Raw genomic sequence first — 12,245 nt, forward strand, 5'->3', positions numbered from 1 at the left:
CGCCGGTGACTCAGCCGGCGTTCGCCCAGAACCCGCGCAGCGCGCCGGCGAGTTCCTCCGGCGCCTCCTCGGCCATGTGGTGCCCGGAGTCGATCGGACCGCCCTCCAGCCGGTCGCCCGCCCAGTCGCGCCAGACGTCCAGGACATCGCCGTAGAGGTCTCTCATGTCGTCGCGGGTGGCCCACAGGACCTGGAGCGGGCTGTCGATGCGCCGGCCGGCCCGGCGGTCGGCGTCGTCGTGTTCCCGGTCGACCCCGAGGCCGGCCCGGTAGTCCTCGCACATGGCGTGCACGGTGGCCGGGTCGTGGATCGCGTGCCGGTAGTCCTCGTACGCCTCGGCGCCCATCTGTTCGGCGGTGGCCGTGTACCAGGCGTCGGGGTCGGCGTTGATGACGCGTTCGGCGGGCTTGTCCGTCTGGCCGAGGAAGAACCAGTGCCACCAGCTCGCGGCGAAGCCGGCGTCACAGCGGCGCAGGGCCTCCCCGATGGGGACGGCGTCCAGCACGCTGACGGCGGACACGGCCTCCGGGTGGTCGAGGGCGAGCCGGGTGGCCACGTACGCGCCCCGGTCGTGCCCGACGACCGTGAACCGCTCGTGCCCGAGGCGGCGCATGACCGCGAGGCAGTCGCCGGCCATGGCGCGCTTGGAGTACGGACGGTGTTCCGGATCGGTCGGGGGCTTGTCGGACCGGCCGTAGCCGCGCAAGTCGGGGCAGACGACGGTGTGACCGGCCGCGGCCAGCAGCGGGGCGACCCGGTGCCAGGTGGCGTGCGTACGGGGGTGTCCGTGCAGGAGCAGCACGGCGGGGCCGCTGCCGCCGTGCCGCACCCGCAGCCGGACCCCGTCGTCGCCCTCGCGGCGTGTCAGCTCGAAACCGTCGAACACACCGGCCTCCCGGGTTCGGTCGTCGGGGTCCGGCTGCCCTGGAGCGCGCGATCCACACGGTGACCACGGCCGTGATCGCCCGTTGACGTGTTTCTCACCTTCGTGCGGAATGCTGGCTTCCGTGAAGCGCACGCCACGTCTGGCTCTCCACGCCGCCGTCGTCCTGCTCACCGTCACCTCGGCCTCCGAGGCGGTCGCCGACGACGGGGCGGGGCCCTTCGGGGTGACGGTGGTCGCCGCGGCGAACTCGCCGACCGCCCGCGTGGGACCCCTGTTCAACGGCGGACAGCACCACTGCACCGCCTCCGTCGTCCGCAGCCCGCACCGGGACCTCCTCGTCACCGCCGCGCACTGTCTCGACAATGGTGACGACGGCCTCGTGTTCGTGCCCGGCTACCGGGACGGCACAGCGCCGTACGGGACGTGGAAGGTGCGCAAGCGGTACATGCCCGAGGGGTGGTCCAAGGGGCAGGACGAGGACAGTGATGTCGCCTTCGCCACGGTCGAGGGGGACATCCAGGACGCCGTCGGCGGGAACCGGTTCGTGACCGGCTCAGCCACCGGGGCCACCGCCGTCACCGTCACCGGGTATCCCTCCTCCCGTGACCTGCCGATCAGCTGCACCAACAGGCCGACCGCGCACAGCCGTACGCAACAGCGCATCGACTGCCCCGACTTCACCGGCGGGACCAGCGGCAGCCCCTGGGTGAACGGGAACGGGCAGGTCGTGGGGGTGCTGGGCGGGCACGAGCAGGGCGGGGCGACGCCCGACGTGTCGTACAGCGTGGTCCTCGGGGCGGAGGCCGCCGCACTCTACCGGGACGCGGTCCGCTGAGTTCTGCGCCCCCTCGACCGCGATCTTCGCGCCGACCCGTCCGAGTACCCCGGTTTCCTTCGGGGAAGCTCCTAGACTGACGCGGGCGGACTCCCAGTCGGTGAGGGGCGGTTGACGGTGCGTAAGGCGTGGCTCGTGGCGGGCGCCGCTCTCGGGGCGGGGCTCAGCTTCGTGATGCTGCTCGTCGTGGGGGTCTACGTCGTCGCAGGCAACCTTGCGGGCGGGGTCGGCGGAGCCACCAGGACGCTGGCCAAGGGGGCTGTTCCGGCCGCCTATCAGCCGCTCGTGCAGAAGTGGGGCAACCTCTGCCCCGCCATCAACCCCGCCCTGCTCGCCGCCCAGCTCTACCAGGAGAGCGGGTTCAACCCGAAGGCCCAGAGCGCCGCGGCCGCGCAGGGAATAGCGCAGTTCATCCCGGGGACCTGGGCCACGCACGGGGTCGACGGGGACGGCGACGGCGACAAGGACGTATGGGACCCCAACGACGCCATTCCCTCGGCGGCTTCCTACGACTGCTCCCTCGCGTCCTATGTGAAGGCCGTCCCGGGCAACATCACCGAGAACATGCTCGCCTCCTACAACGCGGGCGCCTACGCGGTCATCAAGTACGGGGGCGTGCCGCCGTACAAGGAAACCCAGAACTACGTGAAGACCATCACGACGCTGGAGGAGAGCTTCGCGGCGCCCACGTCCCGTGTCGATCCCTCCAAGCAGGCCGCCGGGGCCATCTACTACGCGCAGAAGAAGCTCGGGACGCCCTATCTGTGGGGCGGGACCGGTACCGCCGAGCAGGGCGGGCGCTTCGACTGTTCGGGGCTGACGCAGGCCGCGTACGAGAGCGTGGGCATCACGCTGCCGCGCGTCGCGAACGATCAGTACAACGCCGGCCCGCATCCGGCCAGAAGTGAACTGTTGCCCGGGGACCTGGTGTTCTTCTCCACCGACCTCAACAACTCGCGCGCGATCCACCATGTGGGGATTTATGTGGGCGGCGGATACATGATCGACGCACCGAGAACAGGTGCTGTGATCCGGTTCGACCCGATCGACACTTCTGAGTACTTCGGTGCCACCCGGGTCACCGAAGATGGCGCGAAAGCATTGCCCACGACGGTGTGACCGAACGTGAAACCCACCCCTGAACTGCAGTGATGTGTCTCTCTTCGATAACGTCTGCGTGATCATTCAGTGGAGTGTGGAACGTATTAACGGGAGCCGTGCGTTCCTGGGGGCGTAGCCGAGCGCACATGGGTACGCCGGGAAAGACGACGAAGGGGCCGCAGCACCATGGCTGTTCTCGCCGAATCCGGGTCGAACCCCGACGTCGACCTGCTCTACGACATCAACGGCCTGGCCAAGGACGCCCCGCACTGGTTCGACCGGGTCATGGAGTACGTCGGGGAGTACGGCATCCTGCTCGGGATGGTGCTGCTCATCCTGTGGTGCTGGTGGGCGGGCCGCCGGCGTGGAGGTGAGGACGCGGCGTCCTCCGTGGCCGCGTTGGTGTGGGCGCCGCTCGCCGCCGCGCTGGCCGTGCTGGTGAACGTGCCCATAAGGGGGTTCGTCGAGCGGCCCCGGCCGTTCCGGACCCATGAGGGGCTCGAGGTCCTGGTTTCCGGGAAGACCGACTACTCCTTCGTGAGCGACCACGCGACGATCACCATGGCGATGGCCGCCGGGTTGTTCGTGGTCAACCGGAAGTTCGGGCTCCTCGGCATCGCGCTCGCGCTGCTCGAAGGGTTCTGCCGGGTGTACATGGGTGTGCACTATCCGACGGACGTCATCGGCGGGTTCGCGCTCGGGACGGCGGTGGCCCTGTTGTTGTCGCCGCTCGCGATGGCTCTCCTCACGCCGGTGATGAAGGCGGTCGAGGGGTCCTCGAAGGGGGCGTGGATCGTCCGCGCGCGAGGGGTCGAGCGGGGGGCCTCGGTGATTCCCGGGGCCCGGCAGGAGGCCGCGGCCTCCGAGCGGGATCTCGCCGCGTAGCGCACGACCGCTACAGCGACTGCGGGGAACCGCTACAGCGACTGCGGGGAGGTGAAGAACCCCTGCGGGTCGTACTGCTTCTTCACCTTGGCCAGCTGTGTCGCCGCGTCGCCGTAGTACGCCTTCCGCCAGTCCTTCAGCGTCGGGTCCGTGTAGTTCTGGTAGGCCGCGCCCGAGGCGTAGGGCTTCATCGCGTCGTGGGCTCCCGTCAGCCAGGACCGGGCCGTCGTGCCCGTCGATCCCGCCTTCCAGGACGCGATGTACTGGGCCAGCATGCGGGAGCGGCGGTGGACGAAGGCCGTCGCGGTGGGGGCGACGCGGTTGACCGCTCCGCCGAGGGCGGTCAGGGCGATGCTGCCCGAGCCGCCCCGGACCGAGGCGATCTGACTGAGAAGGGTCTGGATGCCGGCCGCCGAGAGCGAGCGGTCGAAGAAGTCCGAGTGGGCCGCGTAGGTCTCGCGGCCGAGGGCGCCCTGCGGGGTGCGGCCCGGGGTGGAGCCGGGCAGGTGGCACCTGGCGTCCGTGGAGAAGGACGAGCAGCCCGCGTACGCCTCCATCGCGCTCTCGTAGGAGTGCCGCCTGAGCGTCACGCTGCGGGCCGGTGAGCCGATCCTGTCGGCCAGGCGGTCGAGCGCGTTCTGGAGCTCGCCGTAGGTGCCCAGGGAGAACGCCGCTACCGCCACGGAGGGCGAGCCGCCGTTCTCCACGTGGCAGGAGGACCAGATCTCGTCGGGCTGGGTGGGGCCCCACTCCTGCCATGCCCTCACCACGGCGGCCGCCCTGGACCACGGCCAGGTCGCGTACGCGGTCACGCCCTGCGGGGCGGGGTGGGTCCTGAAGTGCAGTTCGGTCACTACGCCGAAGTTGCCGTTGCCCGCGCCGCGCAGCGCCCAGAAGAGGTCCTTGTCGGTGGACGCGTCGGCGGTCAGCTCCTTGCCGTCGGCCGTGATCAGCGTCGCCCGGGTGAGGCTGTCGCAGGTCAGTCCGTAGGCCCGCGAGGCCACGCCGTGACCGCCGCCCAGGGTGAGACCGGAGATGCCGACGGTCGGGCACGAGCCCCCGGGGATGGTCACGCCCTTGGCGGTGAGGGCCCGGTAGACGTCGATCAGCTTGGCGCCGGCGCCGACCACCGCGGTGCCGCCCGAGGCGCGGACGCGGTTCAGCCGGGAGACATCGACGATCAGTCTGTTGTTTCCCGAGGACCAGCCGGCGTAGGAGTGGCCGCCGTTGCGGATGGCCACCCGGATGCCGTGGGCGCGGGCATAGGCGAGAGTGGAACGGACGTCGTCCGCGTGCGCCACGTACGCCACCGCCGCGGGCCTCAGTGAGTCGAAGCGGGTGTTGTAGAGCTGCCGGGCGGTCGCCCAGTCGGCGTCGCCGGGGCGGACCAGTGGGCCGTCCAGGTCGCGGGCGAGGCCCGACCAGTTCGCGGCGGCCGCGGCGGGCGTACGGGAGGAGGAGAGGGACTGGCCGATGGTGCTCTGTGCGGCGCCGGCGCTGCCCCCGCCGTCGCACGCGGCCGTGGCCACCGCGGCGATCGCGGCCGCGCCGCCCCCGATGAACGTACGCCGTTGCATGTGTCCGTGCCTTCCGTCGGCCTCGTCGGCTTCCGTGGTACGAGACGGGACTGTGGGGGTGAGGGTTCCCTGGAGGGTTCCGGAATCACACTGTGCCCTCGACGTAAGCGTTCCGTGACCTCACCGCACCTTCTGCAGGGGTTCACCCGCAGTTCACTTCCGGCCATCAACGCCTTCACCTGATCTGCCTAATTTCGGCCTTACGCGATGCGTGGTGCGCCAGGAAGGCGCATCCGTGTCTCTCAGACTTCGCGCACGCCGCCGGATTCAGGACGGCGGCTCCCGGAAGGAACTCAAGTGAAGCTTCAGCGCAAGAACCGGCGGGCCCTCGCCTTCGGTGCTCTCGCCGTCTCCGGCGCCCTGGCCCTCACGGCGTGCGGCTCGGACGACACCAGCGACGGTGGTGGCAGCAGCGCGTCCTCGACCGCCAACGCCAGCAGCATCAAGTGTGACGACGCCAAGGGCCAGCTGCTCGCCGACGGCTCCTCCGCGCAGAAGAACGCGATCGACGCCTGGGTCAAGCAGTTCACGCAGGCCTGTGGCGTGCAGATCAACTACAAGGGCAGCGGCTCCGGCGCCGGCATCACCGCCTTCACCAACGGGCAGGTCGCCTTCGCCGGCTCCGACTCCGCGCTGAAGCCGGAAGAGGTCACCGCCTCCAAGAAGGTCTGCTCCGGCGGCCAGGCCATCGACCTCCCGATGGTCGGCGGCCCGATCGCGATCGGCTACAACGTCCCGGGCGTGGACAAGCTCACGCTGGACGCCCCGACGCTCGCGAAGATCTTCAACGGCAAGATCTCCAAGTGGAACGACCAGGCGATCGCGAAGCTGAACCCCGACGCCAAGCTTCCCGACCTCAAGATCCAGGCCTTCCACCGTTCCGAGGACTCCGGTACCACGGACAACTTCACCAAGTACCTGATCGCCTCCGCCAAGAGCGACTGGCCCTACTCGGGCGGCAAGGCCTGGCAGGCCAAGGGCGGCCAGTCGGCGTCCGGCTCCTCCGGCATCGCCCAGCAGGTGAAGCAGACCTCCGGCGCGATCGGCTACATGGAGCTGTCGTACGCCAAGGACGGCATCAACCCGGTCAGCATCGACACGGGCGCCTCCGCCCCGGTCGAGGCCAGCGTGGAGAACGCCACCAAGGCCATCGCCGACGCCAAGGTCGTCGGCACCGGCTCCGACCTGGCGCTGCAGCTGAACTACGCCACCAAGGCAGAGGGTGCCTACCCGATTACCCTGGTGACGTACGAGATCGCCTGTGACAAGGGCAACAAGGCCGACACCCTGGCCGCCACCAAGGCGTTCCTGCGCTACATCGCCTCCGAGGACGGCCAGAAGGTCCTCGCGGACAACGACTACGCGCCGATCCCCGACGACATCATCGCCAAGGTCCGCACCACCATCGAGGGCCTGAGCTGACCTGAGTGTGGTCGGACCGGGGCCCGCTTCGAGGGACCCGGTCCGACCACACCGTCCGGTGCACCGCCGCCAGGAGCCGCACATCGCACGCGGCTCAGCAGACCGGAGAACCCGATGGACACCACACAGATAACAGACGCACCTCCCCCCACCCCCCAGCAGACCGACGCCGAGCTGAAGCGCGCGGCCCGCGGCGCCACCCGACCCGGTGACCGGATCTTCCTCGGTCTCTCCCGTGGGTCGGGCATCCTGCTGCTGGCGATCATGGCCGCGATCGCCGTCTTCCTCACGTACCGCGCCTCCATCGCGATCGGCAAGGACGACGCGAACTTCCTCACCACCTTCGAGTGGAACACCGGTCTGATCCCGCCGAAGTTCGGCATCGCCGTCCTCGCCTTCGGCACGGTCGTCTCCTCGATCATCGCCATGGTCATCGCGGTCCCGATCGCGGTCGCCATCGCCCTGTTCCTCACCCACTACGCCCCGCGCAGGCTGAGCGGTCCCATCGCTTATGTGATCGACCTGCTCGCCGCCGTGCCGTCCATCGTCTACGGCCTCTGGGGCGCCCTGATCCTCGTCCCGCACATGAACGGCCTCTACGGCTGGCTCGACGACTACCTCGGCTGGACCGGCATCTTCGACTGGCAGGGCGGCGCGCCCCGCTCGATGCTCACCGTCGGCATCCTGCTCGCGATCATGATCCTGCCGATCATCACCAACGTGAGCCGCGAGGTCTTCCGCCAGGCCCCGCAGATGATCGAGGAGGCGGCCCTCGCCCTCGGTGCCACCCGCTGGGAGGTCATCCGCATGGCGGTGATCCCCTTCGGCCGCTCCGGCGTGATCTCCGCCTCGATGCTCGGTCTCGGCCGTGCGCTCGGCGAGACGATGGCCGTGGCCACCGTGCTCTCCCCGACCTTCACCATCCAGGCCAGTCTGCTCGACCCGGGCGGCGGCACCTTCGCCCAGAACATCGCCAGCAAGTTCAGTGAGGCCAGCGACCTCGGCCGGGACGCCCTCATCGCCTCCGGTCTGGTGCTGTTCGTCATCACCCTGCTGGTCAACGGCGCGGCCCGCATGATCATCGCCCGCCGCAAGGAGTACTCGGGGGCCAACGCATGAGCAACGCCGTCATCGCCGACAAGCCCCGCAGCACCCTGCGCGGCGCCCGCCTCCCCAAGTGGAGCCCGTACGCCATCGCCGTCGGCTCGGTCGCCCTCGGCCTCGGCATCAGCGCGGCCGCCGGTCTGAACAGCAGCATCCAGTGGGCCCTGATGGCCGCGGTCCTGTTCGTCCTCGGCACGTATGTCATCGCGGCCCGCGTCGAGGGGCGCCGGCAGGCCAAGGACCGGGTCGCGACCGCGCTGGTCTGGGTCGCCTTCCTGATCGCCCTGGTCCCGCTGATCTCCCTGGTCTGGACGACCGTCGTACGCGGTGTGAAGGTCCTCGACGTCTACTTCCTGACCCACTCGATGGGCCTGGTCTCCGACACCGAGCCGGGCGGCGGCATCTACCACGCCATCCTCGGCAGCCTGGAGCAGGTCGGCCTCGCCACGGTGATCGCGGCGCCGGTCGGCGTGCTCACCGCGATCTACCTGGTCGAGTACGGGCGGGGCAACCTCGCCAAGGCCGTCACGTTCTTCGTCGACGTGATGACCGGTATCCCCTCGATCGTCGCGGGTCTGTTCATCCTGTCGATCATGCTGATGTTCGACATGCAGCCCTTCGGCTTCGCGGGCTCGCTCGCGCTGGCCATCCTGATGATGCCGGTCGTGGTCCGCTCCACGGAGGAGATGCTCAAGCTCGTCCCGAACGAGCTGCGCGAGGCGTCCCTGGCGCTCGGTGTCCCGAAGTGGCGCACCATCCTGAAGGTGGTCCTGCCGACCTCGATCGGCGGCATCACGACCGGCATCATGCTGGCGATCGCCCGTATCGCGGGCGAGACCGCGCCGGTGCTGCTGCTGGTGTGGGGCAACTCGCTCATCAACACCAACCCCTTCGATGGTGCGCAGGCCTCGCTGCCGCTGTACATCTATCAGCAGTACGCGAACAGCGCGGGCTCCGGTGCGGCCTACGACCGTGCCTGGGCCGCGGCGCTGACGCTGATCGCCTTCGTGATGATCCTGAACCTGGTGGCCCGCGGCATCGCCCGCTGGAAGGCCCCGAAGACCGGTCGCTAAGGCGACAACTTCCGGCTCCGCCGGGCGGGGCCCCCTCAGCGACTGATCTGGAAGTGAAGTAATCATGGCCAAGCGAATCGACGTCAGCGGGCTCACCGCCTACTACGGCTCCCACAAGGCGATCGAAGACATCTCGATGACGGTCGAGCCGCGCTCGGTGACGGCCTTCATCGGCCCCTCCGGCTGCGGCAAGTCGACCTTCCTGCGCACGCTCAACCGGATGCACGAGGTCACCTCGGGTGGCCGGGTCGAGGGCAAGGTGCTCCTCGACGACGAGGACCTGTACGGCCACGGCATAGACCCCGTGTCCGTCCGCCGCGAGGTGGGCATGGTCTTCCAGCGCCCGAACCCGTTCCCCACGATGTCGATCTTCGACAACGTGGCGGCGGGCCTGCGCCTGAACGGCTCGTACAAGAAGAGCGAGCTGTCGGACGTCGTCGAGAAGTCCCTCAAGGGCGCGAACCTCTGGAACGAGGTCAAGGACCGCCTGAACAAGCCGGGTTCGGGTCTCTCCGGTGGTCAGCAGCAGCGTCTGTGCATCGCCCGCGCGATCGCGGTGGAGCCCAAGGTCCTCCTCATGGACGAGCCCTGCTCGGCCCTGGACCCGATCTCCACCCTCGCCATCGAGGACCTGATCGGTGAGCTGAAGGAGCGCTTCACGATCGTCATCGTGACGCACAACATGCAGCAGGCGGCGCGTGTCTCCGACCGCACGGCCTTCTTCAACCTGGCCGCCGTCGGCCAGCCCGGCAAGCTGATCGAGATCGACGAGACGGAGCGGATCTTCTCCAACCCGTCGGTCCAGGCCACGGAGGACTACATCTCCGGCCGCTTCGGCTGAGCCGACACCGACCCCTCGCGGTGCTGCATGGCGGTGCCACCGCGAGGACACAGAGGGCCCGCCCCCGGATTCCGGGGGCGGGCCCGTTGTACGTGCACGGCTCCTACAGGAACACCAGGTCCACGATCCAGAAGGCGCAGGCGGCCACGATCGCCGCCGCCGGCATGGTGATGAACCAGCCGAGGACGATGTTCTTGGCGACGCCCCAGCGGACCGCGTTGACGCGCTTGGTGGCGCCGACGCCCATGATCGCCGAGGTGATGACGTGGGTCGTCGAGACCGGCGCCTTGAACAGGTAGGCGGTGGTGAACATGATCGCCGCACCGGTCGTCTCCGCGGCGAAACCCTGCGGCGGATCGAGCTCGATGATCTTCCGGCCCAGGGTGCGCATGATGCGCCAGCCGCCCGCGTACGTGCCCAGCGACAGCATCACCGCGCAGGCGATCTTCACCCAGACCGGGATCGGGTCGCCGTACGTCTCGTGGCCGGAGATCACCAGGGCCATCACCACGACACCCATGGTTTTCTGGGCGTCCTGGAGGCCGTGACCGAGGGCCATGCCGGCCGCGGACACGGTCTGCGCGATCCGGAAGCCCCGCTTCGCCTTGTGCGGGTTGGCCCGCCGGAATATCCACATGATCGCGGTCATCACCAGGTAACCGGCGATCAGACCGACGACCGGCGAGAGGAACATCGGGATGACGACCTTGTCGAGCACACCGTTCCAGATCACCTCGGTGCCGCCCGCCAGGGCGGCCCCGACCATGCCGCCGAACAGCGCGTGCGAGGACGAGGAGGGCAGCCCGAAGTACCAGGTGACGAGGTTCCACACGATCGCGCCGACCAGGGCCGCGAAGAGGATCGCCATCCCCTTCGAGCCCTGTGGCGTGTCGATCAGGCCCTCACTGACGGTCTTGGCGACCCCGGAGCCGAGGAAGGCTCCTGCCAGGTTCATGACCGCCGCCATGGCGAGCGCGGCCCGGGGGGTCAGCGCCCGCGTCGACACCGAGGTCGCGATGGCGTTCGCCGAGTCGTGGAAGCCGTTGGTGTACGTGAAGAAGAGCGCGACCAGGATGGTCACGACCAGAGCGAAGGTGTCCATGGAAGAGGTCAGGACTCCTTGACGGCGATGGTCTCCACCGTGTTCGCCACATGCTCGAACGCGTCCGCGGCCTCTTCGAGGACGTCCACGATCTGCTTGAGCTTGAGGACCTCGATGGCCTCGTACTTGCCGTTGAAGAGCATGGCGAGCAGCTTGCGGTGGATCTGGTCCGCCTGGTTCTCCAGCCGGTTGACCTCGATCCAGTACTCGGTGAGGTTGTCCATGGTCCGCAGGTTCGGCATGGCCTCGGCCGTGAGCTCGGCGGCCCGCGCGAGCACCTCGATCTGCTGCTCGACGCCCTTGGGGAGCTCCTCGACGTTGTAGAGGACGACCAGGTCGACGGCCTCCTCCATGAAGTCCATGATGTCGTCGAGGGAGGACGCCAGGTTGTAGATGTCCTCGCGGTCGAACGGCGTGATGAAGGAGGAGTTCAACTGGTGGAAGATCGCGTGAGTGGCGTCGTCACCGGCGTGTTCAGCGGCCCGCATACGCTCTGCGATCTCGGCCCGGCCGGCGGTGTCCGCGCCGAGCAGTTCCATCAGGAGCTTCGAGCCCGTGACGATGTTGTCCGCGGAGGCGGCGAACATGTCGTAGAAGCTCGTCTCCCTGGGGGTCAGACGAAAGCGCACAAGGGGTCCTCGGGGTGCATCGGTTTCGGTCAGGCTGATGCTAGGTGCATCATCCGGCCACGGCTAATGGGCCGTCCCCCAGTGTCGCCCATCAGGCACAGTGGTTGGCACGGGGGCCGTCCGCAGGCCCTATACCCGGGAAACTTCGGTACCATATACCCAGGAGGGGTATAGGAATGCCCCTTGTTGTGGAGGACGCGATGACGACCACCGACACCGGCGCCACGGCGCCCTCCGAGCCAGTGGCCGAAAACGTCACGCACGGCTACCACAAGCAGAAGGACGAGCACCTCAAGCGCCTGCGCCGGATCGAGGGCCAGATCCGGGGCCTGCAGCGGATGGTCGACGAGGACGTCTACTGCATCGACATACTCACGCAGGTGTCGGCCTCCACCAAGGCCCTGCAGTCCTTCGCCCTGCAGCTCCTGGAGGAACACCTGCGGCACTGCGTCGCGGACGCTGCCGTCAAGGGCGGCGCCGAGATCGACGCGAAGGTCGAGGAGGCGACGAAGGCCATCGGCCGCCTGCTGCGGACCTGATCCGGACCTCGCCCCGACGGGACGGGCGCCCCCGGCTCACGTGCCGGGGGCGCTCGCACGTTCTTCGGCCACTTTCAGCACCTCGTCGATGCTCGCCAGGCTGAGCCGGTCGTCCGCGGCCGACGCCGCGATGATCAGCTCTCCGCACAGTTCGATCTCGGCGAGGGCCACGTGGTCCTGCACCGCCGTACCGCCGACCGGAGCCACGCGCATCACCTCTTCTCTGCCGTTACCGACTTCCTAGAGTAGGG

General features: G+C 68.9%; 13 protein-coding genes. 8 read left to right on the forward strand and 5 right to left on the reverse strand.

Annotation, left to right across the window (positions count from 1 at the left end; all coding sequences use genetic code 11):
- Positions 1–10: 10 nt before the first annotated feature.
- Entirely contained in the window at positions 11–886 is an 876-nt protein-coding gene (locus tag ACIBJB_RS41330; RefSeq protein WP_398939027.1) for an alpha/beta fold hydrolase, read from the reverse strand.
- Between the two features lie 121 nt (positions 887–1,007).
- On the opposite strand from ACIBJB_RS41330, the gene ACIBJB_RS41335 reads away from it, so the two are divergent.
- The 3 genes from ACIBJB_RS41335 (at position 1,008) to ACIBJB_RS41345 (ending at position 3,707) form a co-directional block, all read left to right on the forward strand.
- Positions 1,008–1,721, forward strand: coding sequence for a trypsin-like serine peptidase (locus tag ACIBJB_RS41335; RefSeq protein ID WP_398939029.1), 714 nt, complete (start codon positions 1,008–1,010; stop codon positions 1,719–1,721).
- Between the two features lie 111 nt (positions 1,722–1,832).
- Positions 1,833–2,840, forward strand: a complete 1,008-nt coding sequence (locus ACIBJB_RS41340) for an NlpC/P60 family protein (RefSeq protein WP_398939031.1) — start codon at positions 1,833–1,835, stop codon at positions 2,838–2,840.
- A gap of 168 nt (positions 2,841–3,008) precedes the next feature.
- A complete protein-coding gene (locus tag ACIBJB_RS41345) occupies positions 3,009–3,707 on the forward strand; it encodes a phosphatase PAP2 family protein (RefSeq protein ID WP_398939033.1) in 699 nt (232 codons plus the stop codon).
- Between the two features lie 32 nt (positions 3,708–3,739).
- On the opposite strand, the gene ACIBJB_RS41350 is transcribed toward ACIBJB_RS41345, so the two are convergent.
- On the reverse strand, positions 3,740–5,284 hold the full coding sequence (locus tag ACIBJB_RS41350) for an FAD-binding oxidoreductase (RefSeq protein ID WP_398939035.1): 1,545 nt from the start codon (positions 5,282–5,284) through the stop codon (positions 3,740–3,742).
- 297 nt (positions 5,285–5,581) lie between these two features.
- On the opposite strand from ACIBJB_RS41350, the gene pstS reads away from it, so the two are divergent.
- From pstS to pstB, 4 genes are all read left to right on the forward strand, one after another.
- On the forward strand, positions 5,582–6,706 hold the full coding sequence (gene pstS / locus ACIBJB_RS41355) for a phosphate ABC transporter substrate-binding protein PstS (RefSeq protein WP_398939038.1): 1,125 nt from the start codon (positions 5,582–5,584) through the stop codon (positions 6,704–6,706).
- Between the two features lie 114 nt (positions 6,707–6,820).
- Positions 6,821–7,825 carry a phosphate ABC transporter permease subunit PstC gene (gene pstC, locus ACIBJB_RS41360; RefSeq protein ID WP_398939040.1) on the forward strand — a complete coding sequence of 335 codons (1,005 nt, stop codon included), beginning with the start codon at positions 6,821–6,823 and terminating at the stop codon, positions 7,823–7,825.
- On the forward strand, positions 7,822–8,883 hold the full coding sequence (pstA, locus tag ACIBJB_RS41365) for a phosphate ABC transporter permease PstA (protein ID WP_398939042.1): 1,062 nt from the start codon (positions 7,822–7,824) through the stop codon (positions 8,881–8,883). The genes pstC and pstA overlap by 4 nt, the downstream gene beginning before the upstream one ends.
- Positions 8,884–8,947: 64 nt before the next feature.
- Positions 8,948–9,724, forward strand: a complete 777-nt coding sequence (pstB, locus tag ACIBJB_RS41370; protein WP_398939044.1) for a phosphate ABC transporter ATP-binding protein PstB — start codon at positions 8,948–8,950, stop codon at positions 9,722–9,724.
- A gap of 103 nt (positions 9,725–9,827) precedes the next feature.
- Here pstB and ACIBJB_RS41375 read toward each other — a convergent pair whose 3' ends face one another.
- Positions 9,828–10,826, reverse strand: a complete 999-nt coding sequence (locus ACIBJB_RS41375; protein WP_398939046.1) for an anion permease — start codon at positions 10,824–10,826, stop codon at positions 9,828–9,830.
- Between the two features lie 8 nt (positions 10,827–10,834).
- Positions 10,835–11,455, reverse strand: coding sequence for a DUF47 domain-containing protein (locus tag ACIBJB_RS41380; RefSeq protein WP_030043659.1), 621 nt, complete (start codon positions 11,453–11,455; stop codon positions 10,835–10,837).
- 200 nt (positions 11,456–11,655) lie between these two features.
- Here ACIBJB_RS41380 and ACIBJB_RS41385 point away from each other — a divergent pair, with 200 nt between their 5' ends.
- On the forward strand, positions 11,656–11,994 hold the full coding sequence (locus ACIBJB_RS41385; protein ID WP_057608844.1) for a metal-sensitive transcriptional regulator: 339 nt from the start codon (positions 11,656–11,658) through the stop codon (positions 11,992–11,994).
- A 36-nt stretch (positions 11,995–12,030) separates the two neighbouring features.
- Here the strand turns inward: ACIBJB_RS41385 and ACIBJB_RS41390 are convergent, their stop codons facing one another.
- Positions 12,031–12,207, reverse strand: coding sequence for a hypothetical protein (locus ACIBJB_RS41390; protein ID WP_398939049.1), 177 nt, complete (start codon positions 12,205–12,207; stop codon positions 12,031–12,033).
- Between the last annotated feature and the right edge of the window lie 38 nt (positions 12,208–12,245).

The organism is Streptomyces sp. NPDC050759 (assembly GCF_044456945.1).
Classification (GTDB): domain Bacteria; phylum Actinomycetota; class Actinomycetes; order Streptomycetales; family Streptomycetaceae; genus Streptomyces.

Excerpts from the sequence above, each read along its gene's own strand:
- ACIBJB_RS41345 (WP_398939033.1), top strand. The coding sequence starts at position 3,009 with ATGGCTGTTCTCGCCGAATCCGGGTCGAACCCCGACGTCGACCTGCTC.
- ACIBJB_RS41350 (WP_398939035.1), bottom strand. The coding sequence starts at position 5,284 with ATGCAACGGCGTACGTTCATCGGGGGCGGCGCGGCCGCGATCGCCGCG.
- ACIBJB_RS41385 (WP_057608844.1), top strand. The coding sequence starts at position 11,656 with ATGACGACCACCGACACCGGCGCCACGGCGCCCTCCGAGCCAGTGGCC.
- pstB (WP_398939044.1), top strand. The coding sequence starts at position 8,948 with ATGGCCAAGCGAATCGACGTCAGCGGGCTCACCGCCTACTACGGCTCC.
- pstC (WP_398939040.1), top strand. The coding sequence starts at position 6,821 with ATGGACACCACACAGATAACAGACGCACCTCCCCCCACCCCCCAGCAG.
- ACIBJB_RS41390 (WP_398939049.1), bottom strand. The coding sequence starts at position 12,207 with ATGCGCGTGGCTCCGGTCGGCGGTACGGCGGTGCAGGACCACGTGGCC.
- ACIBJB_RS41375 (WP_398939046.1), bottom strand. The coding sequence starts at position 10,826 with ATGGACACCTTCGCTCTGGTCGTGACCATCCTGGTCGCGCTCTTCTTC.
- pstA (WP_398939042.1), top strand. The coding sequence starts at position 7,822 with ATGAGCAACGCCGTCATCGCCGACAAGCCCCGCAGCACCCTGCGCGGC.